The 25,261-nt window shown below is 40.5% G+C and carries 26 protein-coding genes and 1 riboswitch; of the genes, 6 read left to right on the forward strand and 20 right to left on the reverse strand.

Annotated features, from left to right (window positions below; translation table 11 throughout):
* Nucleotides 1–68: 68 nt before the first annotated feature.
* The 3 genes from helD to ACZ9AO_RS17300 form a co-directional block, all read right to left on the reverse strand.
* On the reverse strand, nt 69–2,408 hold the full coding sequence (gene helD / locus ACZ9AO_RS17290; protein ID WP_476109573.1) for an RNA polymerase recycling motor HelD: 2,340 nt from the start codon (nt 2,406–2,408) through the stop codon (nt 69–71).
* Between the two features lie 447 nt (nt 2,409–2,855).
* Entirely contained in the window at nt 2,856–3,776 is a 921-nt protein-coding gene (locus tag ACZ9AO_RS17295) for a response regulator (RefSeq protein WP_048681949.1), read from the reverse strand.
* Nucleotides 3,773–5,044 carry a sensor histidine kinase gene (locus tag ACZ9AO_RS17300; RefSeq protein ID WP_476109574.1) on the reverse strand — a complete coding sequence of 424 codons (1,272 nt, stop codon included), beginning with the start codon at nt 5,042–5,044 and terminating at the stop codon, nt 3,773–3,775. The genes ACZ9AO_RS17295 and ACZ9AO_RS17300 overlap by 4 nt, the downstream gene beginning before the upstream one ends.
* A gap of 207 nt (nt 5,045–5,251) precedes the next feature.
* On the opposite strand from ACZ9AO_RS17300, the gene ACZ9AO_RS17305 reads away from it, so the two are divergent.
* Nucleotides 5,252–6,523, forward strand: a complete 1,272-nt coding sequence (locus ACZ9AO_RS17305; RefSeq protein WP_476109575.1) for a cation:dicarboxylate symporter family transporter — start codon at nt 5,252–5,254, stop codon at nt 6,521–6,523.
* Nucleotides 6,524–6,889: 366 nt separating this feature from the next.
* Here the strand turns inward: ACZ9AO_RS17305 and ACZ9AO_RS17310 are convergent, their stop codons facing one another.
* Both ACZ9AO_RS17310 and ACZ9AO_RS17315 read right to left on the reverse strand, forming a co-directional pair.
* Nucleotides 6,890–7,867 (reverse strand): 2-hydroxyacid dehydrogenase, encoded by a 978-nt coding sequence (locus ACZ9AO_RS17310; protein ID WP_476109576.1) that lies wholly within the window; start codon nt 7,865–7,867, stop codon nt 6,890–6,892.
* 97 nt (nt 7,868–7,964) lie between these two features.
* Complete coding sequence (locus ACZ9AO_RS17315; RefSeq protein WP_476109577.1) at nt 7,965–9,278, reverse strand: Nramp family divalent metal transporter; 1,314 nt, start codon at nt 9,276–9,278, stop codon at nt 7,965–7,967.
* A gap of 435 nt (nt 9,279–9,713) precedes the next feature.
* On the opposite strand from ACZ9AO_RS17315, the gene ACZ9AO_RS17320 reads away from it, so the two are divergent.
* Nucleotides 9,714–9,977: a hypothetical protein gene (locus ACZ9AO_RS17320; RefSeq protein ID WP_251542242.1), complete on the forward strand. Its 264-nt coding sequence runs from the start codon at nt 9,714–9,716 to the stop codon at nt 9,975–9,977.
* Nucleotides 9,978–10,184: 207 nt separating this feature from the next.
* Here the strand turns inward: ACZ9AO_RS17320 and ACZ9AO_RS17325 are convergent, their stop codons facing one another.
* From ACZ9AO_RS17325 to ACZ9AO_RS17355, 7 genes are all read right to left on the reverse strand, one after another.
* The gene (locus tag ACZ9AO_RS17325; protein WP_318290604.1) at nt 10,185–10,454 is read right to left on the reverse strand and encodes an excalibur calcium-binding domain-containing protein; all 270 of its coding nucleotides are present in this window, start codon (nt 10,452–10,454) and stop codon (nt 10,185–10,187) included.
* 157 nt (nt 10,455–10,611) lie between these two features.
* A complete protein-coding gene (locus ACZ9AO_RS17330; RefSeq protein WP_249595665.1) occupies nt 10,612–11,169 on the reverse strand; it encodes a competence protein ComK in 558 nt (185 codons plus the stop codon).
* A gap of 155 nt (nt 11,170–11,324) precedes the next feature.
* The gene (locus ACZ9AO_RS17335; protein ID WP_476109578.1) at nt 11,325–12,356 is read right to left on the reverse strand and encodes a DNA sulfur modification protein DndB; all 1,032 of its coding nucleotides are present in this window, start codon (nt 12,354–12,356) and stop codon (nt 11,325–11,327) included.
* The gene (locus ACZ9AO_RS17340) at nt 12,343–13,449 is read right to left on the reverse strand and encodes a DNA sulfur modification protein DndB (RefSeq protein ID WP_251542247.1); all 1,107 of its coding nucleotides are present in this window, start codon (nt 13,447–13,449) and stop codon (nt 12,343–12,345) included. Before ACZ9AO_RS17340 ends, ACZ9AO_RS17335 begins: the two co-directional genes overlap by 14 nt.
* A 312-nt stretch (nt 13,450–13,761) precedes the next feature.
* Entirely contained in the window at nt 13,762–14,073 is a 312-nt protein-coding gene (locus ACZ9AO_RS17345; RefSeq protein WP_476109579.1) for a protealysin inhibitor emfourin, read from the reverse strand.
* 32 nt (nt 14,074–14,105) lie between these two features.
* Nucleotides 14,106–15,167 carry a M4 family metallopeptidase gene (locus ACZ9AO_RS17350; RefSeq protein ID WP_476109580.1) on the reverse strand — a complete coding sequence of 354 codons (1,062 nt, stop codon included), beginning with the start codon at nt 15,165–15,167 and terminating at the stop codon, nt 14,106–14,108.
* A 13-nt stretch (nt 15,168–15,180) separates the two neighbouring features.
* Complete coding sequence (locus tag ACZ9AO_RS17355; protein ID WP_323598216.1) at nt 15,181–15,354, reverse strand: hypothetical protein; 174 nt, start codon at nt 15,352–15,354, stop codon at nt 15,181–15,183.
* 160 nt (nt 15,355–15,514) lie between these two features.
* Between ACZ9AO_RS17355 and ACZ9AO_RS17360 the strand changes: the two genes are divergently transcribed.
* Both ACZ9AO_RS17360 and ACZ9AO_RS17365 read left to right on the forward strand, forming a co-directional pair.
* Nucleotides 15,515–15,997, forward strand: coding sequence for a hypothetical protein (locus ACZ9AO_RS17360; RefSeq protein ID WP_476109581.1), 483 nt, complete (start codon nt 15,515–15,517; stop codon nt 15,995–15,997).
* A 396-nt stretch (nt 15,998–16,393) separates the two neighbouring features.
* Nucleotides 16,394–16,570, forward strand: a complete 177-nt coding sequence (locus ACZ9AO_RS17365) for a hypothetical protein (protein WP_153246150.1) — start codon at nt 16,394–16,396, stop codon at nt 16,568–16,570.
* 212 nt (nt 16,571–16,782) lie between these two features.
* On the opposite strand, the gene ACZ9AO_RS17370 is transcribed toward ACZ9AO_RS17365, so the two are convergent.
* Nucleotides 16,783–17,982: a phosphoglycerate dehydrogenase gene (locus ACZ9AO_RS17370; protein ID WP_048687182.1), complete on the reverse strand. Its 1,200-nt coding sequence runs from the start codon at nt 17,980–17,982 to the stop codon at nt 16,783–16,785.
* Between the two features lie 106 nt (nt 17,983–18,088).
* Nucleotides 18,089–18,167: riboswitch (ZMP/ZTP riboswitch) on the reverse strand.
* A 169-nt stretch (nt 18,168–18,336) separates the two neighbouring features.
* Complete coding sequence (locus tag ACZ9AO_RS17375; RefSeq protein ID WP_476109582.1) at nt 18,337–18,654, reverse strand: hypothetical protein; 318 nt, start codon at nt 18,652–18,654, stop codon at nt 18,337–18,339.
* 259 nt (nt 18,655–18,913) lie between these two features.
* On the opposite strand from ACZ9AO_RS17375, the gene ACZ9AO_RS17380 reads away from it, so the two are divergent.
* Nucleotides 18,914–19,429: an N-acetyltransferase family protein gene (locus ACZ9AO_RS17380; RefSeq protein ID WP_476109583.1), complete on the forward strand. Its 516-nt coding sequence runs from the start codon at nt 18,914–18,916 to the stop codon at nt 19,427–19,429.
* A 67-nt stretch (nt 19,430–19,496) separates the two neighbouring features.
* Here the strand turns inward: ACZ9AO_RS17380 and ACZ9AO_RS17385 are convergent, their stop codons facing one another.
* The 4 genes from ACZ9AO_RS17385 to ACZ9AO_RS17400 all read right to left on the reverse strand — a co-directional run bounded on the left by ACZ9AO_RS17385 (nt 19,497) and on the right by ACZ9AO_RS17400 (nt 21,735).
* Nucleotides 19,497–19,913, reverse strand: coding sequence for a VOC family protein (locus tag ACZ9AO_RS17385; protein WP_476109584.1), 417 nt, complete (start codon nt 19,911–19,913; stop codon nt 19,497–19,499).
* A gap of 109 nt (nt 19,914–20,022) precedes the next feature.
* Complete coding sequence (locus ACZ9AO_RS17390; protein WP_048687174.1) at nt 20,023–20,514, reverse strand: PTS sugar transporter subunit IIA; 492 nt, start codon at nt 20,512–20,514, stop codon at nt 20,023–20,025.
* Nucleotides 20,515–20,604: 90 nt separating this feature from the next.
* A complete protein-coding gene (locus tag ACZ9AO_RS17395; protein WP_476109585.1) occupies nt 20,605–20,994 on the reverse strand; it encodes an iron chaperone in 390 nt (129 codons plus the stop codon).
* A 90-nt stretch (nt 20,995–21,084) separates the two neighbouring features.
* Nucleotides 21,085–21,735, reverse strand: a complete 651-nt coding sequence (locus ACZ9AO_RS17400; protein ID WP_476109586.1) for an alpha/beta hydrolase — start codon at nt 21,733–21,735, stop codon at nt 21,085–21,087.
* 199 nt (nt 21,736–21,934) lie between these two features.
* Here ACZ9AO_RS17400 and blaOXA point away from each other — a divergent pair, with 199 nt between their 5' ends.
* Nucleotides 21,935–22,726: a class D beta-lactamase gene (gene blaOXA, locus ACZ9AO_RS17405; RefSeq protein ID WP_476109587.1), complete on the forward strand. Its 792-nt coding sequence runs from the start codon at nt 21,935–21,937 to the stop codon at nt 22,724–22,726.
* Nucleotides 22,727–22,877: 151 nt separating this feature from the next.
* On the opposite strand, the gene ACZ9AO_RS17410 is transcribed toward blaOXA, so the two are convergent.
* Nucleotides 22,878–24,635, reverse strand: a complete 1,758-nt coding sequence (locus ACZ9AO_RS17410; protein WP_476109588.1) for a SulP family inorganic anion transporter — start codon at nt 24,633–24,635, stop codon at nt 22,878–22,880.
* A gap of 16 nt (nt 24,636–24,651) precedes the next feature.
* Nucleotides 24,652–25,245 (reverse strand): beta-class carbonic anhydrase, encoded by a 594-nt coding sequence (locus ACZ9AO_RS17415; protein ID WP_476109589.1) that lies wholly within the window; start codon nt 25,243–25,245, stop codon nt 24,652–24,654.
* Nucleotides 25,246–25,261 lie beyond the last annotated feature (16 nt).

Genomic DNA, 25,261 nt, shown 5'->3' on the forward strand with positions numbered 1-25,261 from the left:
GTATTTCGATAAAAGAGCAATAAAATGAAAGGAGAAAAAAGGAAGCACTATAATGACTCCATTCTTTGTTATTTGGAGGTCAGAAGTAAACTCTCCGTTGCACCGTTTTTCAAGAAGGGACTGGGTTCGCCAACCGTATAAATTTGCAAATCATGCATAGCCCTGGTACATGCGGTGTAGAACAATCTACGCAGGCTCTCATCACCGTATGTTTGCATGGATGCATCATAAATGATGACTGCATCGAATTCGATGCCTTTGGCCAAATAAGCGGGGATAACAACTACACCCTGTTCATATTCATTTGTGCCTTTCTGTACGAGTTTAATTTCACCGTGGACACTAAGGGCATCGTATGCGGCGGCACTTTCGGCAGCAGATTTACAGATTATTGCGATTGTATTGTACTCACGGCTTTGGAAGTCTTTGACTTTAGACATGATTTTGCGGTGCAATTCATCACGGCTGGACACTTGAGTGAGTACAGGCTTCTCGCCTTCACGATTGAACGCCTTAATTCGATGGCCTTCTGGAATTAGTTCACGTGTGAATTCTATAATCTGCTTTGTGGATCTGTAGCTTTGATCCAAGGTTATGCTCTCGGTTTCACTTATTCCGTATAAACTGGTAAGAGTCTGGAAATCCACCCGTTCGCTGGCATGAGCAAATATTGCCTGGTTAAAGTCACCGAGCACGGTCATCCTGGCAGAAGGAAACAATCGTTTCAAAAACTCGAATTGAAATGGAGAATAATCCTGTGCTTCGTCAACAAGCACATATTTTATAGAAGTATTCGACTGGAATCCTTGAATTAACTCCTTCAGCAGCAAAAACGGAGTCGCGTCTTCGTAATACAGTTTACCTTCGTCCAGCATTTTTTGGGTTGATAAGCAAATTTCCCTTTCGGCAGGTGTTTCACCCTCATTCCACAGTTCGAACCGTATTTGTTCGTCAAAAAGTTGCTTGTATATGCCCTTAATATTGATAAAATGAAGTGCTTTTATCCGTTTGCGTAACGACTTCAATTTCTTTCGAACAATCATACGCGCAAGCATCTTATTCTCTATCTCATAATCGTCAAAGGAATCTTCATTATCACCGCGTTTTTTCTCTAAATAGGTGTATACCTTTTGGTAGTCTTCTTTGCTAAGATACTCGATTTCCTCCTCGACCCAAGGTTGTTTCAACTCAAACTTTTCCCTTTCATCAAGTAGCTCACATAACCACTCTTTCAGCTTTTCAATCCTATTGTGAAATCTTAATGTGGTGTCTGTGTTATAAAATCTTTCTGTGATTTGTTTGGCGGAGACGAGCGTTTCCCCTCGGAACTTTAACCCTCTAAAGATCATTCCGGATTGCTCAAGTGATTGTCTGTAGGTCTTGATGATTTCAAAGAAGCGAATGGATGCCTTAAATTGGATACTCGCTGTCCTGGTGCTATAGGAAGGATCATCCGCTGCAGTCAGCAAATATTCCAATTGCTCATAAGGATCCTCAACTTGAAAAGAGTCAGTCAGACGATGATCCAGGTATTCCTGGAATGTTACCTGCTGCATATTCTCTTCGCCAAGTTCGGGTAACACATTGGATACGTAGTTATTAAACATGGAGTTAGGAGAGAATAAAATGATTTGATCGGCTTTCAGCCTTTCTCGGTTCTTGTAGAGCAAGTAAGCGATCCGTTGAAGGGCAGCTGATGTCTTCCCGCTGCCAGCGGCACCTTGAACAATGAGCAGACGTCCCCGATCGTTCCGGATGATCCTGTTTTGCTCACGTTGAATGGTGGACACGATACTGTGCATATGCTTATCCGTTCCCTTGCCCAGTACCTGCTGTAGGATCTCATCCCCTATGGTGAGACTCGTATCGAACATTGATTCGATAACGCCTCCCTTGATGGTGTATTGCCACTTATTCTCCAGCATTCCCCGAATTACGCCTCCGGGAGTGGAGTATTCTACAGGACCGGGAGGATAGTCATAATAAACACTAGAAATTGGGGCCCTCCAATCGTAGATAATGAAGTTTTCTCCTGTTGCATCAGTAAGAGTGGAGGTCCCAATATAAATTTGTTCCGTAAGGGGAGACCCTTCTTCAGTGATATCAATCCGGCCGAAATAAGGAACTTCCTGCATGCGGCGCAGTGTTGACAGCCTCTTGAAGGCATATCTATGTGCGCCTTCGCTTTGTGACAAGTCTTGAGCCTGCTGCCTTAAGCCAATGATCGTCTCGAGGTAATCATCGAAGGTATCAATATTAACCTTGAGGTCATCCCAAAAGTGTTTACGGATATTAACAACTTCTTTTTTACGCTTTGAAGTTTCTCCTTCTATTTTGCTGATTTGTTTCGTGATTGTATCTATCACCTCATTCAAACGTTCTTGCTCCTGCCGAATTTCATTGTTCATAACGGACACTCCTTTAAAAAATGAGAAATTAGGGTTGACTAGAGGTGAGTTTTACCTTATACTTATAGTAAGGGGTAAACTGTTTTTGTATATAGTTAAATGTGTTTCTATATTAATTTATCATAAATTCCGAATGATATCAATGTATTTTGCACAACAGTTGCCATAATGAATCTTCATTTTAAACTTTAATTTAACATGTAAAGCCAGTAACCAGTTGAGCAATAGCTTGGCTGGTTATTTTTATGCCTACATATTAGAAAGCCTCATTACTAGTTCTTTTTTCTATAGATTTGAAACAAAGTCATACTGTTTATAAAAAAATACGGAGGAAATTGCGATAAAGACAAATCCTATATAAACGGATTTGTCTTTATGTTTCTTCCATCGAAAAATATAAAATGTTTTTGTGAATTTTCAATCTATTCAACTTGTGTTACTGGTTTATTATTTCATCATCTGCCTTGCTTCCATAAACAGCACTTGGATAAACTTTTTCATATTATTGCGGCTCTGACTGCTTACTTTTTTGCTTTTGTCTTCTAGCTCCAGCATTTTTTTGCGGACTTCCGAGAAATCAAAAAATGTGGATGAATAGGCTTCGAATTTTGGATTCATATAATCCGTCAATCCTAATGAAGCGATATGGATGAGTGCCTGGTTAAGTGCGCGACGGACACGCTGCTCAGAAGCTTTCATTTCTTTCTGGATTTCGGCCTCTTTCGCTTGACCTCCCAGCTTTTCAGCAGCAATCCCAGCAAATATCTCCTTTAAATATGGAAATGTGTAGGCAGGACCGAGTCTTTGCTTTTCATTTTGGAGGAATCCTAAAATGTTTAATAAATCCTCGCTTCCCCCTTCGCCAATCATACCTAAATCAGAAATTAAGGACCGTCCGGCTTCCATGATACTTTTTGTATGAATGGAGGGCACTTTCGAAGACTTCGGGCGGCCCGTAAACACGTTCAACGACTTTTGAATGCCCTGGATCGATTGATCCACCAGTATTCGCTCGTTCACTTTGTTTAATATGCATGAAATTTCAACTTGGTTCAGCGGTTTTGTAATGTAGTATTCCGCTCCTAATCTATACGCCTCTCCAATCAGTTCTTTCGATTCCACTTGCGAAATCATAACAAATCTTCCTTGAAATCCATCAGCAAGAGACCTGATTGTTTCAATTCCATCCCTTAATGGCATGAGCAAATCAATTAAGACAACGTCTGCTTTTTTTAAAAGCAACAAGCCATTATTCACTAAAGCTCCGTCTTCTGCTTCTCCCACCACTTTGCCTAAATCTTCGTCTTCAATTATCTCTGTCAACATTCCTCGAATGGCAGGATCGTCATCTATAATGAAATAATTCATCTCGTTAACCCTTTCTCCATAATAGCATCAATCGGAATTCCTACGATGAATACGGTTTCTTTATAGGTATCCATTAGCCTGATATGTCCTCCAAATTTTTCAACTGTTTGTTTCACATACGATAAGCCAATTCCCGTCGAAGGGTTTCCCGCCTCATCGAATTTCTTTGTATATCCTGCTGTAAAAATGATTTCCTTCTGCTTTGGCGCAATGCCGGACCCATTATCACAGATGCAAAACTCCACGAATTGATCTTTCCTTTTCACATGCAGTGATACGTATCCTTCTTCTTCAATGGCTTCCACTGCATTGGCCAATAAATTATTTATTAATGATAATACCATATATACATGATAGCGGGGATGGTCATCATCTATATGCAAGGAAAATGTAATAACTTTGCGAAGGGACTCTGCATATCGTCTATTGGACACGATCATGATGTTACCAAGGTCTTCGATCTTCATAAATTCCTGCAGGTTTTCGGATGACATAAGTTTCGATAGCCCCGCATAAATCCGCTGGTTATCTTTTTTGATTTCATGCACGAGACCGGCAATCTGCAACGCAGTTTGCGCATCGCTTCCATTAGTCCCCCTTGTTTTTATCCGACGGTAAAAGTCATAACAAGTGCGGGTGATTTCTTCCGCATTTTGCATCGTTTTCTTCAGTTGAACCGATTCCTCATACAAACTTGAAATGAAAAGCAGCATTTGTTCCTTTTGCATGCGCTGCTCCGCTTCTGCGGATTTCGCTTCTCTTAGCTTTAATATATTAAAAAAGCCGAGAACGAAAAAGCTTCGAATAAAGGCGATTAAAACAAGTTGGTCAATGGCTAGCAAGGGTGTGTCCTGATTCGCCAGGATGGATCGGATCGTCATCTCCGATACACTTGCAAAAAGCTCGATCAATACCCCTAAAAGCCCGATCATAAACGGCTGATCATGCCGTTCGTTCAATTTCGTTTTATGAAAGGCCAACGCGTAAATGAAGTAGTAGAAAAAGGCGGGAACATGAAGATACATCGCATCCTCAACGGATATGTCCCGTATCCCGACAGCCAGTGAAAAACGTAAAAAAAACACACTCATTCCCGTCACTATGCCTGCAATAATCGGGTGGATGCTTCTCCCCCATAGTAAAAACAAGAAGAAGACGGGGGTTCCCAAACTGACTCTGAATGTATCATCGAAGGGGTAAAACTTGAATTCGCCCGCAAGAGGCACCGCAATCATAATCAATAGTAATATCCTTATACTCTTTTTCAATACGGTCCCTCCCCAGTCACTATATTAAAAACATAACATATGAAAAGGTAAAAAAGTGAGAAGGGTTTTGACTGAAATTATTATTTTTTCTGTCCCTTGTAAGTATCAGTAGGATTCAGTAGGTTCCAGTAGGATGAGCATAAACTTGAAATAATCTAAAAAAATGAAAGCGTTAACAAAAGGAAGATTATCAAAGGAGGAATTCAAATGAAAAGGTTTGGCTTAGCTACTCAAATTTTTATTGCACTTGTACTAGGTATCGTTGTCGGTGCTTTATTCCATGGTAATGAAACAGTCATGGCCATTTTGGTGCCTATCGGGGATATTTTCATTCATTTAATTAAAATGATCGTCATCCCGATCGTCATGGCTGCATTAATCGTTTCCATAGCGGGAGTCGGCGATATAAAGAAACTAGGAAAATTAGGCGGGAAGACTCTTCTTTATTTTGAGATTGTCACCACAATTGCCATTGTTATTGGATTACTGGCGGCAAACTTGTTCCACCCAGGGTCTGGCTTAGATACAAGAAATCTTGAAAAAAGTGATATTTCAAAATATGAAGAAACAACAAATACTGCTGGTAGCAGTGGCTTTGGAGAAACAATTTCTCATATTGTTCCTTCAAATGTATTTGAATCAATGGCTCAAGCGGATTTATTACCGATTATCTTCTTTTCTGTTTTATTCGGCTTAGGTGTCGCTGCGATAGGCGAAAAAGGAAAGCCCATTCTTGGATTCTTTGAAGGTGTGTTGGAAGTAATGTTTTGGGTGACGAATCTAGTCATGAAATTTGCCCCCTTTGGTGTGTTTGCGCTGATTGGTGTAACCGTTGCAAAATTTGGTATCGCAACATTAATTCCTTTAGGGAACCTAGTAATTGCTGTTTATGTGACGATGATATTCTTTGTATTCGCCATTCTTGGAATTATAGCGAAAATGTCAGGGACAAGCATTTTTGTTATCCTGAAAGTGTTAAAGGATGAATTGATTTTGGCATTTACAACAGCAAGTTCAGAGTCGGTATTACCAAGGCTTATGGACAAAATGGAAAAGTTTGGCTGCTCGAAATCCATTACTTCTTTTGTTATTCCAACAGGCTATACGTTTAATCTAGACGGCTCATCGATTTATCAAGCACTTGCTTCACTTTTCGTGGCACAAATGTATGGTATAGATTTATCCATTACACAACAGATCACTTTGTTACTAGTCTTGATGTTAACGTCAAAAGGAATGGCTGGCGTTCCGGGTGCCTCATTTGTTGTTGTTTTAACAACACTTGGTTCTATGGGACTGCCAGTGGAAGGGGTTGCGTTCATTGCCGGTATCGACCGAATTTTGGATATGGGAAGATCAGCGGTTAATGTCATAGGGAACTCATTGGCGGCGATTGTCATGTCGAAATGGGAAGGGGAATTTGACCAGGATAAAGCAAACCATTACGTTGATTCAATTAAACAATCAGACGTAGCATAAACTTATAAAGGAGGAAACACGGTGTCAACAATCCAAATAAATCATGACGAACGTATTGAGAAAGACTTCTTGGGATCAAAACAAGTACCAGTGCATGCATACTATGTATCCAAACATTGCGTGCAGCCTCCGATTACAAATTATCCTTTCGAGATGACAAACCCAGGTATTTCTAGTGCTAGATCGTAATTTCCGATTTTGATGAAATGGCAGATGTGGTTGATGAATAACAAAAGTCTGGGGAATTGATATAAAAGCCCTCCTTTATGGGAGGGCTTATTTGTTTTGAGGATGAGTAAAAATAATAATCCGAAACAAAAAAATGGATAGCCCCAAATAAGGCTATCCAGATTAATTTATAAAAGATCACTTCACCTTTACGCCAGCTTTAATCAACGTAGGCGGAGTTTCCCCCTGTAATCCGGCGACAAGGTTTGTTGCGGCCAGCATCGCCATTTTCAGGCGGGTTTCATATGTTGCGGAACCGATATGAGGCAGAGTGACGACATTCTTCATGGAAAGCAGCGGGTTGTCTTCCTGGACGGGCTCCTGTACAAAGACATCCAGTCCTGCCGCGTGAATTTCTCCGGTTTTTAGCGCATCGATCAACGCTTCTTCATCCACTGTTTTCCCTCTTGAACAATTGATGAAGATGGCGGACTCTTTCATGAGCTTGAATTCTTTTTCCCCCATCATCTTTTCGGTTTGAGGAGTTAGCGGTGTCATCAAGCAGACAAAATCAGATTGCTTTAACAGATCTTCCAGAGAACAGTATGTAGCTCCATACTTTTGTTCCGCATCTTCGTTTCTGGATCTGTTGTGATATAAGATGTTCATATCGAACCCAAAACGGGCCCTTTTTGAAACGGCAGATCCGATTCCGCCCATCCCGATAATGCCTAATACTTTATGATGGACGTCCAACCCAAACGATTTTTCTCCGATATTCGATGTCCATTGCCCTGACTTTACCATTTGATCCAACTCAGGCATTCTTCTCGCTGTGGAGAGCATCAAACCCATAATCGTATCGGCGACTGTCTCATTCAATACCTCGGGAGTGTTCGTAGCCATGATTCCTCGATTGGACAACTCGGTTACATCCAAATTGTCGTAACCAACCGATGAATTACAGACTATTTTTAATTGCGGTGCTTGATCCAGTAACGTTTTATCCACCTTTAATCCTGAACCTAATATACCATGTGCGTTCTTCAGCTCCTGAAGAAATTCAGGATAGTTTTGTGAATGAAGACCCTCTAAATAAACGACATCACAAGTCTCTTGAATATAATCCAACACCTTTTGATCCACTTTCTTATAGACGATTACTTTCGGTTTCATCATTGATACCTCACTTCCAATAAAGTAGGACCCCATCGGGTTCAAATGTTGACATAACCTTTTTGTTTTACGCCTCTATCTATAATCTACCATTATTTTAAAAAAAGGTAGTAGCTAATTGAACGGCGGACCAAATCGCTAAAACGGAAGCTAACGTTAGAATAATATTTTCGAACCAATTGTTTTTATATTTTCCCATCAAGCTTTTTTTATTTGAAAGCACGAGCATGCCAATTGCGATTACCGGAAAGCCGATTATATTTATGGCATTAACGCCAATAGTCAATGCAATGAAACCAGGCATGCCGGGAATGGACCAAATAAGCGGCGTAACTAATACAAAAATCATAATCCATTTAAACATTGGATCTTTTTCATATTTACCATTATACTTTTCGCGACGATCCTTATTTATTACGTAAAAGGCATCTACAATCAATCTTGGAAAACCAGTTGACTTGCCTACTACACTCGCGAATAATACGCCAAAAACACCAAGATAGAAAATGTACCAGCCAAATTTCCCTAACGACATTTGTAATGCCATTGCCAAGTCATCAATCGTTTCAACATGAATTCCATTCGGTTTTAAAATTTCTGCCCCAACCACCCAAATGGCCAAATTTATCACGATGCAAACTCCGATGGCAAAAAGCAAATCATTTCTTTGAACCTTTAGATGACTCGGTTTCGTCCAGCCCTTTTCCTTCATGAAATATGGATGAACAAAGTTCGAAATGGAGCCTGCTACTGCACCGATAATCGAAACCGCTACCAATAATGCTCCATGAACGCCAGTATCACTTGGAATGCTAAAACCAACTGTTCCTTTAATGATTTGCCCCACATCCGGTGTAGCTTGAATGGCCAGGAACAAGAAGGCAATGGTCAATAATGCCAAAAGCACTTTCATTACACTCTCAATTCTATTATAAATATTCCTGCCAATAAGCATAAAAACTAATCCCACAACTACCAATGAAGCTAAGAATGGCTGATTGACTTGGAATAGGGTCGATAATACCTCTCCCGCTCCCTTAATCATATAGGCATTAAACAGGTGGCCCATGATTAATGCATAACCAAACATGAAATAACCGAAAAATGGGTGGATACGTCCATAGCCTTCAAGTATGGTTAAACCCTCTGTGTTACAAAGCTGGAACCGGGCGATAACATTAACGATAAGAAAACGAAGGATTAATGACAGTGCTAAAATCCACATTAAACTATATCCATAATCCGCCCCGGCAACAGAAGACGTCACCAGATCACCGGCCCCAAGCCACGTTAACACGGCAAGGATTCCCGGACCATAGGATGTTTTAAATTTCGTGAAGAAATTTGTTTTCTTACTTACGACCTCCGGAGCAATCACAGTGGATTCAGCAAGATTTGATTGATTTTTCAAGTTATTCACTCCATTCCAAAGAGTATGTATTCGCTTTCATTTTTTCTAAAGCAATAATACTTAGATAACTCTAGACATTCAGATATTGAAAATATGACAGAACTTTACGTCATTTCCGGAATTGACATAAAGTTAACGCGCAGTATGTTGTCATGCTTCATGTTGAAGTGAATTAGCTCTTAAGTAAGTTCTCCTTCCATTTGATTGAATCTTTCGACTATTTACATTGAAATTGTAAGACAAATTAAAATGTAAGTCAATCATAATATTTTGAAGTTTTTTTAAAAGGCAAAAAAAAGACCCTTCGTACTTGTTGACCATTCAAGAGAATTGGCGTTGCTGCAAATTGGGGAAAACAGGATAAATAAAGGATAAGTACAGCGTGCGAATAGATTACTGTCATCAGCGGATAATATAAGCGAAGGAGTGAAATATATGCCACAAGATAATAACAATGATCCAAATAACAATGCCGGTAACCTTGATGCACGTAGAGACCCTACTAATAATGATAGTTTGAACCCCGGGTTTCAAAGAGAAGAACGTCCTATGCTTAATGGTAATATCCCAACAACAGAGGGTGTTGCAAATGTTAAAGAACGTTTTCCTTCGGACCATGAAAGACTTATGAGCAGAATCAATCTTGGGGATGCACTTATAAATCGGGAAAATACACATTTTGGACGGTTTGAAAGATAACCCACGAGAAAAAAGCTAAAGACCTGTATAGGCTTTAGCTTCCGCTTTTTTAGTTTTGTACAAAAATGAACTGTCCTCTCCAGGCACTCGCTTTCCGCAGGAGTCTCTCACACCCGCTCCAATCAACTTTGTTTAATAATTCAGATGGAAGACCTTTTATCTACAAACTAAAGAGACCTTCCTATAAGAGGTCTCTTTGAATAATCCTTATTTTTCACAAGCGATAAAGTCTTTGTCGCGATCGCTTTTTTTATTGGCATCATAAAGCGCCTTTGAAACGTGAGGCTTGTATTTCGTTTTTCCTCCTTTATTTTTAACGGAAGATGTACGGGCTACGCCTCCTTTGTAGTCTTTATTCAATGCTGTACAGTTTTTATAAGTCTTCACTTTTGTTTTGGCACTGGCAATGTCATTCGCACCAAACGAGAGACCTAAAACTAGTCCAAAAGATAGTAAAATAGCAAATATTCGTTTCAAAATATGTACTCCCTTTCCTAATAATTAACTTTTTACTAATCATAATGTATCATTCCATTTTTTACAATAACTATATTTCTGGATTTTAAATAAAACCTGCTCTCACTTAATCCATTCCAAAGAAAAGACCGCCAATTCAGCGGTCTCATAGATTATATTATTCCTTTCCTTTCACCCTGTAATGGACCTCCCCGGGTTCTTTGCAAAAGGTGATTCCGCTTCCCGGTTCGTAATAAAAGGTTTTTTTACCCAATGAGCGTTCATGGAAGGTCGTATGCAAATAGGATGCTTGGTCCCTTTTGAAGGCGAGCTGATTTTTGCTTAAGTTTACTGGTAGGCAATGACCGTAGTTTGTGTGGACGAGTGTTTCCTTTTCGTTCATTTCCTCTAAGTCACGAATGTGGATGTAGGAAAACCAGACTCCTCCTCTTTTCCGGAATGAGCGGGAGGAGAACCAGACCATCCCCAGCTGGGCGTTTATACAGACGGGCAGTCTGTATTTACCTCCCAGTACGGATTTGGCTGCTGCTAGTCCGCCATCCAGATCCAATCCAAAGTGGTTTAACGTGTTATTCAGGATTTCCTGGCGCGGTTGCCTAACATGGAATGTGTTTTCTCCCTCCACTACCGTAGTCATCTCGACACCATTGGCGTCGTATCGCTCCATCATTCCTACCGTTTCCATATTCAATAAATAGTTTTTTCGTATCATCATTCCATTCACTCCCCATTTCACTATTCCTTTTTATGGAGTATACTGGACATAGAGGCAGGTATACTCCTGCTCACAAGCCCTTAGGTGATTGTCTGACCGGACGTCCTCACCTAGGGGTTTTTCACTTTTTCATTATCACATTTCCCCTCACCTCCTCAACAGCTATACAGCCAGCGTACTAGCTCTTCGATATTGTTTTTATCTTTGCTTAGGTGAAATAATGGCGGCCTCCCTTTGTATGTTCCTTTAAACTCTTTCCAAATGGGATTATCAGGACTCCAGTCCACCTCTTTCAATTTTGACATTCTCGTGGCAATCAGCTGTTGTTTTTGTTCGATAGGCTGGTTTTCCATTTTGTCATTGACATAAAGGGCAACGGCAATGAAAAGCGGGTAACTGGCAAGCATGCATTTTGTGTAATCACCCATCTGTCCTGCCGGGTATATGTCGAATAGTTCATTAAGATAGAGATGAATGAGTGTGATGTATTCACTGTTCGAAAGCGGACTTTGTGATACTTTCTCTTCAATGTTTACGTGTGCCCTCCCAGTCATGAAGATGCCGATGACCTGCCTCAATTGCGATAGCGATAAGAGGTTTTTATTGGCTGGACGATTGATGGAACGCTTTTCAAGTTCGACACCGGCTGTTTTTAGCGATTGATGGGTATGGAGCACCTGATTGGTAATGACGTTGAGGTTGTTTCGCGAGTCGAATGATATCCGTTTGGAAAGGGCCACTTTCTTGCCTTTTAGATTGAGATCCAGGTAGAGCTGGGATTCTTCCGCTCTTGTTAGCCCTTCAAATACTTGGATCGCAATCGAGCTGTCCTTCATGAGTGAATCCAGTTCGTATGCTTGTTTCACCTTTTCTTCATCCTTCTTTAACGCTTTAAGGATACTGTCCTCCAATTGCGCGAAGGCCGCTATTCGTTGTGTTCCGTCGATGATCGATAATTTGATAGGGTCTCCATTAGGGGCGGTTCCTTCCCTGCTGCTGGCAACAAGCGGCGGCAGGTAGATATTTTTCGTTAACGCATTGTCCAAAAGATAGTTTTTGATCGATCGGACCCGCAGTTGGTTGATTTCCCTCGTGGCGATTTGACCGTTGCGATACATATGGACCAGCTCGATGATGGAGCAGGAAATCATCGTCCTTCTTTTTCGATCCAATTCACTTAGAATCATGCAGCCATCCTCCTTCTTGTTCTATTTTTCGTTTGAACGCGAGAGCCGTTTTCTGGATGGCGTTTGTAGTCGAATGGTTTTTGACTCTTTTTTTCAAGGGATCGTAAATGTGTGAATAAAGGACATCATCATGCTTCCAAGTGCAGGCTTTCTTCAAATGCAGCATATGATTTATTGCTTCTTCATAGGGGATTTCATGATGTTTGTGGAGTTGGTGGATCGTTTGGGCAAGGGCTATTTGGATGCCGGAATACCCTGATGTGAATGTGGTCCGGTCTGTCATCTTCTTCGGGAAGATTTCCAGCCATGACTCGAAAAACGCGGTCGCGGTGTTGATGATTTCGGCTTTGGTTATATCACCATAATTGGCTTTACCCGTTTTCGCGGTGACGTTTCCTTCAAATAAAGCAATAAGGCAGCGCCTCATGATCGTCAGCGTAGTCAGCGCCGTACAGCTCACGGTGATCCTCGAAAGGGTGGTCTCTATCTCCATCTTACTTTCTAATATCCTGGCAATGTTCCGTGTTAGTTCTGCATATTCATCGCGCTGGTCATACTTCATCACCAAGCCGTTATGCGGCTCTTTTCGCTTCGTATTAATATCATTGAATAGCTGTCTTTCTTCATGCGTTTCCAGATTTAAATAGATTTGAATCGTGACTGGATAGGTTTTCAACTTATCAATTTGATTTTGGAGCTTTGCCGCTTCAAGAAAGTTACCGATCTCTTCTTCCGTTTCCTTCCGTGCCCTTAGGTGACTGATGGCTGAAATGAGGGCGTAGGTCCTATGCTGACCGTCAAGTATGTATATTTTACTTCCTGGTGGCAGTTCCCCGCCCACGGGCACTTCTTGGATCGCTCCCCTGCTCGAGAAGATGAATGGGGAAAAGTAAAAGTCCCCTTCCGATACAGAATCGATGATGAACTCCCTGATTTCAGTCCTTCGATTGAGATCAAGCTTTCTTTGAACCGCCTCATCGACTTCGAATATCGCCTCCAATGTCGAGAATTGAATCTGCGAGATTAATATTCTTTTCCCGAATTGGGTAAGGCTGTTTCCGGCTATTGTCACTTTCATTTCTTGATATGTCATTCACTTCACCTCTCTGCGACCATTATCCTATTTTATGCTTTTTTTGTAAAACCGCTCTTGTATTGCCTCTCTCAAAATTAGTTCCCTTTTGTGACTGCTTTACCTGTTTGATTGGCTTACTCTTTACAAAATCTCATCAAAGGGCTATACTCTCTAATTTCCGTTTCAAATTTGCTACTGCAGATCGCTATTTTGTGTCCATTTAGAGAACAAACAGCCAAAATCCAGATAAAAGTGAAACGAAATGACATTTTTGTGAAGTTTTAAGACAAACAAAAAAGTCTATCAAGATGATAGACTTTTTTGACATGGTTATTCTGCCATCTTTATTTCAATTGCTATGTTCCGTAAATAATCCAATAAGGGCCGGACTTCCTCTGGAGCTGAAATGTCAGTAAATGAGAAAGACTGCTTCTTCTTTTCATCGGCTATATCCAGCTGGTATGAAAACGAGTCGAACCCTTGCGTTTTTACCATTTTACATTGGGCAGCATTAGGAAGGTCAGCTTGTTTCATTAAGTTCTGCAATTCCTCATACTTCTCTTTCGGCAATTCATCCGTATCTATTTCGAAATTCAAGTCGAGGTTGGCAAATCCCCCTATGCAGCTAAATTTGATATGCATGGTAGATGAAGCCTCCTATTCATGGAATATGACTACTCAGGCAGTCCAACCGCTTTAAAAGCATTTTCAATCGTCTTGATGGCTGTTTTCGTAACATCGCCGCTATCAACAAGTTTTTGCGCTGCTTTTATGACGATTTGAACGAATTGATTGAAATTTGCCGTCGCAAATAAATTCTGCATCGCATTGAACCAGATCACGGCTGCTTTGTCCGTTCCAATTTCCATGGATACTAGATAAAAGGCTTTATTTGGTATGCCGCTATTGATATGGACACCATGATTATCGCGTTCTCCCTTATAGAAGTTCTTCATATGATCAGGCTGAATATCTTTACCCATTAACTTATTGTCGAATGCCGTACCTGGTGCCTTCATCGAACGGAGGGCCTGCCCTTTCAATGTCGGTCCCATTATATCAGCACCGATCAGCCAATCGGCATCTCCTGCTGTTTGCTTTAAGTGAAATTGTTTTATGGCAACTCCAAACACATCTGAAAGATGTTCGTTCAATGCCCCGGACTGACCTTCATACTCCAATCCACTTGTGAACTGCGTAACCCCATGTGTCAATTCATGTCCAATTACATCGAGTGAATTGGCAAAATTGCTAAAGATGACCCCATCGCCGTCACCAAATACCATTTCATCTCCGTCCCAATAAGCATTCGTGAATTTATTGCCATAATGAACGTTCAGAATAAGATCAAGACCTTGGTTATCAATTGAATTACGGTGCAAAACATCTTTGAAATAATCACGCACAACTCCGCTATAATCATATGCAGCGTTAACAATGGGATCTGCACTTGATCGGTCTCCTTCTTTCCTAGCCTCATTCTCCCGGAGTTTCGTTCCTCCCTTGCAATCGTAAACATGACGGGCAGATTCACCTTGACGTCCAGATCCTGCATCCGTCAGTGCGACAACACCGTCAATATCGTATTCTTTCAATATTCTGCGCCTGCGCATTTGACGGCTTTTCGCTAAACTGATCCGTGCTTCTTCCACTTCATTTTGTGCCAAGTTCTCAAGAATATAGTTAGGTACGATGAAACACTGACACTTCAATTTGGAACAACCTTTTTTATGCATATGCGTCACTCCTTCATGTTTTTTTACGATCTATTATCATTTCGTTTTTCAAACCGTTCTTCATGCTCCTTAGCTGTTTATCTGATCCGTTCACATTTGCTGCTCTTCCTATCTTCAACACATTTCTATAGACTACTTTCGCCGCTTCTACCTCATTTCCCTCCATTCCTTCCTCTGATCCGTTCAATCCTATTTTCCAGCAGTACTGGTAACTCATCATGCAATTTCAGGCAGGGGATGTAAGAGTTCACCTTTCTTTATTAAATTATTCTGCTCGTGCTGCATATACTGCTTTAAACAAGGAATCTTCCTCGGAACATAAACAACCATTAAGGGAGGGCATAGCATTGGTAACTTCACAGGGAACTGCTTCGGTTAGCTTTCCATTCCCATCTGTATGGGGTATCCACTCTTCAATAGCTGGCAGAACGATTATTTGGGGCACACTTTCCATTCATTCCATTATAGATAATAGGGTGGTTGGTACGGTTAATTTTCGTGGCAGGCCCATTCCGATTAATGGATTTTGGAATGAAAACACCAAACAAATCGCATTTGATTCACCTTATGCCACGTTCTCTGGCAACTTAACCATAATTGATGATCAACAGAGCGGAATTCGGCATTTCATTCTTCAAGGACGTTTTCTTATGAAGCCTCCCTCTCTGCAAGCAGGTGAGTCTGGATCGTGGATTGCCACTACAGATATAGCCCTGAATCAATTTCCTGTTAGCGGTAATGCGTATACCGGGCAATTGCCTCCTGTTGGAGCTTTTTTAACAACGAATATCCTTCATCAGCACCAAAATTTTTGGGGAAGAACAATATAGGGACATCCTTTTTTTGTAGAATGGGTGTTTAAGATAGGGAATCGTCTCTGGATTAGGGGCGATTCTTTTACTTAGATGCGCTGAAGTGAACGTTCGCAACACGTTGCTCCCTGGCGTTCAGTTGATCACATTGCTTCCCCGCTTTGGTACCGTTTTGCCCATATATGAGATGGTTATTTTGGTAGATAACTTATGAATCCGTTAACTTAAAATGAGTACAGATGGAATATAGATTGACAGCATTTTCTCTGTACTTCATACTATTGTATTAATAGAAGTGACAGAATATTTGGTTAATTAGGGGGATGAAACTATGAAATTAGCAGATGTTCTAGCAGAAAAGGATTTTCAAGCAGCTTATGTATTAATATTTGAGGATGTATGGGGGGATGACATGTGACTAAGCACAGAATCCTTTTAAGCATTCCCATTTTGCTATATGGAATTTACATATTTGTTGTCATTCAAAGTGATGAAGATGTTCCACTTTATTTGCATCTCCTATTCGCAATCTACTTGATGTTTTTTGTACATTATGAAGATAACACAGAAGGAAACCATGATAGATTTTGATAATTTCGATACTAAGAAGTTTTGACTTAAACTGAATGTATCGAGCTGCCCGCAGGCTAAGTCCGTTGTAATCCCTAGGTTGTTAACACGTGAGCCAGTTTAGTATGACCACCCCAATATTTATTCCAAAATCATTAATAAAGCCTAAAAAAGCCTCAACTCCTTAAAGGAATTGAGGCTTTCACTATTTATCAGCTTTCTTTTGGTTCCAATTAAATAATACGAGTTGTAACGATGCCTTCGATTTGTTTGATTTGTTCTTCCAAGGCAGGAATGATATCGCCGTTTACTTCTCCATCAATGTCGATGATCGTATATGCATATCCCCCACGGCTTCTGTTAACCATGTCAGCGATGTTCAAATTAAAGCTTGATACAGCCAGCGTGATTTGCCCAACCATATTCGGAACGTTTTCGTGGAAAGTTGCCACACGACGGTTTCCTGTAAAAGGAAGCGAAGTGTTTGGGAAATTCACAGAGTTCTTGATGTTCCCTGTTTCTAAAAAGTTCTTCAACTGACGAGCTGCCATGATGGCACAGTTTTCCTCTGATTCTAGCGTAGAGGCACCAAGATGCGGAATTGGAACGACATTTTTCATTTTCAACACGTTTTCATTCGGGAAGTCAGTAATGAACTTGCCTACTTTTCCGCTTTCAAGTGCAGCTTGCATATCATTTTCATTCACTAGCTCGCCGCGTGAGAAATTCAAGATATGTACGCCCGGCTTCATGATGCTGAATGTTTCTTGGTTAAACATTCCTTTTGTGTCGTCAGTTAATGGAACGTGTACTGTAATATAATCAGATTCTGCAAACAATTCTTCAATTGTCATGGCGCGCTGTACATTGCGTGATAAGTTCCAAGCTGTATCAACAGAGATGAACGGGTCAAAGCCAATGACATCCATGTCCAAATCAAGCGCATCATTCGCTACAAGTGCACCGATTGCTCCTAAACCGATTACGCCAAGAGTTTTTCCCTTGATTTCTTTACCAACGAATTGTTTCTTTCCTGCTTCGACAAGCTTCGGAATTTGTTCCCCTTCGCCTTCAAGCGTCTTTGTCCAAGCCACACCGGCAAAAAGGTTACGAGATGAAGCCATCAATGTCGTCAGCACCATTTCTTTTACAGCGTTTGCGTTAGCACCAGGTGTATTGAAAACGACAATTCCTTGCTCAGTGCATTTGTCGACCGGAATATTATTGACTCCAGCCCCTGCCCTTGCGATTGCTTTTAACTGATCGCCGAATTCCATAGTATGCATGTTAAAGCTGCGAAGAACGATCGCATCAGGGTTTTCACTGTCATTGTCGACTTTAAAATCGCCTTTATTGAAAACATTCAGCCCGCTTTCGGCAATATTATTTAACGCTTTGATCGTTTTGACTTTTTCTAAAAGTATTGTGCTCATTTTGTTTGCTCCTCTTTTGAATATAATAGTTTTGAAATTTCAAAATATTGACTTTAAAGCTTAACTATCTGTTAATATACAGAAAGAGGCAAGGGATAAAATCCCTTACCTCTGCCCAGGCGAACGGCTACGACACTATGTGTTCCCTCACGGTTATCCGTGTTTCGCCAGTTGCACATAGTCTTTTTCATTTATTTTATTCTATCAAACTATTCAGCAATCTTCAATATTTTTTTGCAGAAACCATAACTCACTAGAAATATCGACGAAACTTGCAGTTTTATCTGCGAAAATAGAAATATATCGTCGAAAACTAATGTTTTATCTCCGAAAATGGGAATATATCGTCGAAAACTATCTTTTTATTATAACTCTAGATAGTAATAAGACTAAAATCAGGATGGAAAGGATTATGAACGGGATGGTCGTTGTAAACAGGGTGACCCATCCGCTTGCCTCTTTGTATGGTGTAAATTCCATTTTTTCTATATCATGTTCCTCTGCAGCATTATTCATTCTATCTAGCGAAGTTTCACTATTTGGGACAGACGCGACAAAGTATTGATCCTTTTCATACCCTGCCAGCCGACCGCTTATTTCAATCACACTTTTTCGCTGCTCCACCTCTATAAATGTCACTTTTCCATCCGCTAAAGTTGTAAAAAAAATCATCGGCAGTTAATTCCTCAGTCGGTTCTTCGTCATTATTAAAAACCAGCACAACCCCCAAGATAACCAAGAAGATTATTAAATAAAATATTTTACTACGGAAAATCTGTTTCATCCCATTCCTTCTCCCACATTAAACAAACTATAGGAAATAGTAACATACAAAGTTAATTATCGGAATATCCCGGGCCAATCAGTTGCTAAATGGATAATATTAGTAAAAAATAAGAAGTATAGCAAACTTAAAAAAGGAGGAACCACTATGCTAATAAGAGAGGCAACGTTGGCTGATGCGGAAGGGATAGCGAAAGTCCATGTGGATTGCTGGCGAACCACTTATAAAGATATAATGCCGAGTGATTTTTTAGATAAACTTTCTTATGAGAAAAGGAAAGACATATGGATAAAGAATATAACTAGTAATGGAAATTATGTTTATGTCGCAGAGATTAACGAAGGAAAAATAGTAGGATTTATATGTGGAGGGAAAAGGGAGACGAATCAAGTTGAGGATTCGGGCGATTTAACTGCAATATATATCCTCGAAAATTCACAAAAAATGGGGATAGGTAAGAAACTCATCAAAGAATTATTCTTTAAATTCGAAGAACTGGGATTCAAGACTATTTTCGTAGAGGTGCTTGAAGATAATAAATCTCGATACTTCTATGAGGCATTTGGTGCTGAATTGCTTAAAACCGAAAAAATCAAAATAGCTGGTGCTGAATTGAATCTATTGGTTTATGAGTGGAAAGACATTAGCCCCGTATTGTTATGAATGAAATTCAGCTAAGATTGCTAAAAAAGGCACAGTCCTTCGTGAAGGATTGTGCCTTGCTTTGGATTTAATCTTGATTAAATCCGCTTTCGTCCATGTAAAATACTTCCCAAGAATGGCCGTCGATATCCAGGAAACTCCAACCGTACATGAAACCATGATCAATGGCTTCATTGAAAGGCTTTCCGCCAACATCCAGTGCCCTATTCACGATCTCATTGACTTCTTCCTTGCTTTTAACGGACAGGGCGACGATGGTTTCCTTACTCGCTGCAGAATCAGGGATTTCCTTCTTGGTAAACGTTTTAAAGTAGTCTTCCACCAACAACATGACATATATGGACTCACTTATAACCATGCATGTCGCATTTTCATTGGTCATTTGCTCGTTAAACTCAAAACCGACCTTTGTGAAAAATTCTACTGAGGCATCCAAATCTTTAACAGGCAAGTTTACAAAAATCTTTTCTGCTTGAACTCCCATCCAATTCACCCTCGCTTGATTTTATTTGTTCACTCACCTACTATTCGCTGCAATTTTGGATTTTCCTGCTTGCAGACTAAAAGGAGAGATCAGCATGGAATCTTTCTTTTCATTTCAAATAAACACTCATAATCTCCGTATCGTTAATAGTTGCTTGGGTATTATTTGTTTTTTCCAGTTTTTCAACCAGCTCGCCATTCGTGACAACGATCGGAGTTACGATGCTTGGAGCGTTGGATTTTAGAAAATCGATATCAAATGTCACAAGCTTGTCTCCTGCTTTTACCCTTTGCCCTTCTGCGACATGGACTTCAAATCCCTCACCTTTAAGGTTAACTGTTTCTAAGCCAATATGAATCAACAATTCTATGCCATTCTTCGTACGGAGGCCTAGGGCATGTTTAGTATGAAAAACCTGGATCACTTCTGCATCGATTGGAGATACGACCAACCCTTCCTCAGGAAGAATCGCTATTCCGTCCCCCATCATTTTCCCGGAAAACACCGGATCCGGAACATCTTCTATTTTTATTACTTGTCCGTTTATAGGAGCAAGCAGTTGTTCCACACTTTCTTTTTTACTGAATAATTTTTTGAACATATTATTTCCACCTTTCTCTTTCGGTCTTGAATCCTTGCTGCTCATACTCTCATATATTAAGCATTTTGTGAATTCTGATAATAATCGATGTTATTTTTTCTTTTGAGATTTGCCTTCTGCTTTTTTCTTTTTGTTCGCTTCCACTCTAAATATAACCATCTTGGTTATTAATTCATAAGGAATTGGCTTGTTTAGTGGAAACTGAACGGCCCCTTTTGAACATTTATATTCAGATAAGGCAGATTCAAACGCAGAGATCGCGCTTGGAGTTGGATAGAATCCTATATGTTTTTTATAGGCAGCGAAATGTACCAGATTTCCATATAAAACAAAGGTAGGCATTTGATAGCTTATCTTCTCTTCTGCATCCGGTGCTGCATCCTTTATGACTTTTCTTAACGTTTTTAATATCTCCTGAACTTCCTCGGGAAATTGTATGATATATTCATCAATTGAATGAAATGTATTGGTTCCCACCATCATTTCTCCTTTCAGAACTCCAAACTACAATACTCTTATTATAACATTCTCCACCTGCTAACCCCTGGATTGAATCCCTTTTGTATTTCGCTAACCTATATTTTTTAAAAACCCTTCCATTCTATTCATTACACCTTCCAGCACGATGATCGTCCTTGAAGTATCGAAAGGTTCAATATCCAAGGAATGATTGGCATGCGGGATTTTATTCATGCTTATGTTCGGTTTATTTTCAATCGCTTGAATTTTATCTGGAATATAATGATGATCTTTTTCACCAATAACTATATGTGCTGAATGATTGCTGCTCAATAACCCATCAAAAATCGAATCGAACTTCAATAGCGGCGTCAGCAAAATCATTTTGGCATTCGTAAACTGCTCACTTTTTATGATTCCGTTGATGATGGGGATGGTGCCAAGTGATTTGCCTAGAAACACAGTTCCTTGATATTCATGATTTTGAAGCACTTCCGCAATGACGGGATTGATATCATTAACGATCACTTTTGTGATATCTACCAATGGATGCTTGAATATATCCTGGTCGTAGGCGTAATGAATATGCACGACATCATACTGATTTTGAAGCATGATCATCGTCGAATAATAGAATAGCGGTTTCTCATACGTGTACCCCGCACCTGAAAACATAAAACAAACGGCCGGACTTCCGGTTTCAATATGTGTGTATGTAATTTCTTTTTCATTACTATTTATTTTTCTTTGGTTAACCTCCATGATAGATTCCTCCCATTCTATCGTTTGCTCTATATATTCATTAGCTACCCGCTGCATTCCTCCTTAATCGATACTATCTAGATGGAATCCAAGAATAAGGTTTCGTTTTTTATCAGGAATAGATAAACTTTAGCTATCAACCTATTTTATGTAAATTATTTGATGATCGATCAATCCATGCCTTAAAGGAGAGTGTGTAATGAAAATCAAAACGTTATGTTTCATTCTTGTCCTGCTAGTCACTGGTTCCATGGGCACGATTCATGCAAGTGCTAACGATCAAAAGGTGAAAGAACTGGATATCGGGGATTCCTTCGATGGTGCGGAAGGCACGATGGTACTCCAAAACTTAAAAAATGATAAGGTATTTATCTATAATAAACAGAGAAGTAAAGTACGCTACACTCCAGAATCGACATTCAAAGTGGCGAATGCATTAATCGGTTTACAGACAAAAGCGGTAAGCGATGAATATGAAGTGAAGCGCTGGGATGGCGTAATCAGGGAATTTGAAGATTGGAACAGAGATCATACGCTTGCTTCAGCCATGCGGCATTCCGTGATTTGGTATTATCAAGCAATGGCCCGCGATATCGGGGCGGAAAACATGCAGCAGTATGTGAACCTGCTCGATTACGGCAATCATGATATCTCCGGCGGGATTGATCAGTTCTGGCTGGACAGCAGCTTAAAGATTTCAGCCCGGGAACAAGTCCAATTCATCGAAAAGCTTGTAGAGGAAAAGCTGCCTATCGATAAGCAGCATATGAGAACCGTAAAGAGAATCATGATCAATGAAGAAGCTGACTCATATGTCCTCCATGGAAAAACCGGTACACGCCTTTCTGATATGGGATTGGGCTGGTATGTGGGGTACATCGAAACGGACAAAGGGAAATGGGCCTTCGCAACGAACATGGACGGCAGCGGAAGCAAAGCCAAAACGATTACGCTTGAAGCCCTGAAAGAGTTGGATATCATAGAGGAATAAACGTTCACGCATGCATAGTCAGGATAAATCCCTGAGCGAACAAGCTCGATGTGTTAATGATTTCAATAATCCGCCATCTTGCAGCGAAAATAAAAGAAGTTGAAGAGAAAGGCATCCGCCAAAAGCAGATGCCTTTTCTTCTTGACAGGAGTCAAGTTAACCCTATCTCCCGTTTTCTGCTCTGTTTTAATAACGCAGGCTTTTGAACTTGATGTGAGAGTGCGGTACATTCAGCAAATGAAAACTGTTTACACCCTTTACAACGGTTCTCATCCAGTTTGGATAAAGCTTTATTGATGGCATCACCCGTACTGGAAAAGAACTGTTCCTCACCAACCAGTTCAATAAATCCGGTTTTTCTCAGCATTTCTTTAGGTTCCTGTTGAATTCCTGAAATCAGCACTTGTAGGTTATGAAACTTGAATTGCTTCACGATGTCGGTCAGCAGTGCTTCCCCCGATGTATCGATAAATGACACATTGCTCATTCTTAATAGGAGGACTTTTGGTTTTGATCGCATTATTTCCTCGATTTCTTCTTGCAGCCTTTCGATTGTGCCAAAGAATAAAGGTCCTTCTATCGTATAAATGTTAATCTGCGGGCAGCTTGAACCTTGTTGCACCATTTCTGGTTTAACTAGTTTATCAGCTGGATCTGGTAATACCTTTGATAATTTCAATGTACCGCTCATCAGTTTAACGAACGATAGAATGGCTAATAGTAATCCGATCCCGACGCCTGTTGTCAGGTCAATCACTACGGTTAACACGAAGGTAACGAGCAATACGACCGAGTCCATAGTTTTGGCTTTTAAGATATGCGAAAATTCTTTGCGCTCGCTCATGTTCCATGCGACAAACATAAGAATCGGGGCCATGCTGGCCAAAGGAATGGCCGAAGCATAAGGAGCCAAGCTGACTAACACCAGCAATACCACCAACCCATGAATCACGCCTGATATGGGGGAGACTGCACCGTTTTTAATATTCGTCGCGGTACGGGCGATGGCACCTGTAGCCGGAATGCCTCCAAATAAAGGCGTAATCATATTGGTCAATCCTTGTCCCATCAGCTCTTTATTGCTGTTATGTTTACTGTTGGTCATGCCATCTGCCACTACAGCGGATAAGAGTGATTCAATTCCTCCAAGCATGGCAATGACCAAAGCAGCCGGAAGGAGTTCAATCACCAGACCGCCAGTGATATGGGGAAACTGAAAATGGGGCAATGCATTAGGAATGGCGCCATATGCCGATCCTATGGTCGCTACCTGACCTGGAAAGAATAAGCTGGCGACTAGGGTTGATACAATCAATCCCAGCAATGCTCCAGGGATTTTCGGTAAATATTTTGGAGTTAATATGACGAGAGTCAGACTTATGCTAGCTACCAGGACACTATAGATATTCACTGTATTGAAGTTCACTAAGATTTCTTTCATATTTAAAAGAAAGACATCTTCTTTTTTTAAGTTACTGAGTCCAAAGAAATTGGCAATCTGCCCCGAGAAGATGATCACGGCAATTCCAGCTGTAAAGCCGATGGTAACTGGACGCGGAATAAACTTGATGAATCTTCCCAGTTTGAAGACACCTAAAAGAAAAATCATGATACCTGCCAGGAAACCGGCGATTAGGAGTTTTTCATATCCGTACTGCATGACCACCCCTAACAAGACCGGGACAAAGGCTCCAGTCGGGCCTGCAATTTGATATTTCGATCCGCCAAAAAGGGAGACCATGATTCCTGCAATAATCGATGTGTACAGTCCGTATTCCGGCCTTACTCCAGATGCAATGGCAAAAGCCATCGCTAAAGGAATCGCTACTATCCCAACTACCACCCCGGCAACCAGGTCTTTCTGAAAATGGCCTAAGTTATATCCTTCAAACCTGCTAGAACCCTTCATTTTATCGCTCCTTCTTTTATTGAATATGCATTTCGTCCTTGCTGACAATATTGCTATATCCATCTATGATTCGATCGAGTTTACCCGTTTCGGGATGGATGACCATACCGTGGACGGCAATGGAATCCGGTAATAATGGATGGTTTTTGATCAAATGGACACTATTCCTTACACTCTCCTCAACGCATTGAAAGCCTGTCAGCCACTTTGTTAAATCAATACCAGAGTTTGTAAGGATATCAATTTGCTCCTGGCTGATTTTCTTCTCCTTTGCGGCATCAAGCAGTGAAGAGGATTGAAGCCCCACCATACCGCAACCGTGATGTCCGATCACACACACTTCCTCCACTTTCAACTCATAAATGGCGACAAGGATACTGCGCATAATGCTGCCAAATGGATGAGAAACAATAGCACCGGCGTTTTTAATGATTTTCGCATCTCCATTTCTTAACCCCATCGCCTTTGGAAGCAATTCCAACAGACGGGTATCCATGCACGTTATGATGACGATCTTTTTATCTGGATACTTTGTCGTTTGAAACCTTTCATATTTGTTTTGATCGACAAACGTCTTGTTGTAATCCAGAATGCTAGAAATAACTGACATTACTGATTCTCCTTTC

The sequence above is a fragment of the Peribacillus sp. TE19612 genome (assembly GCF_056279465.1).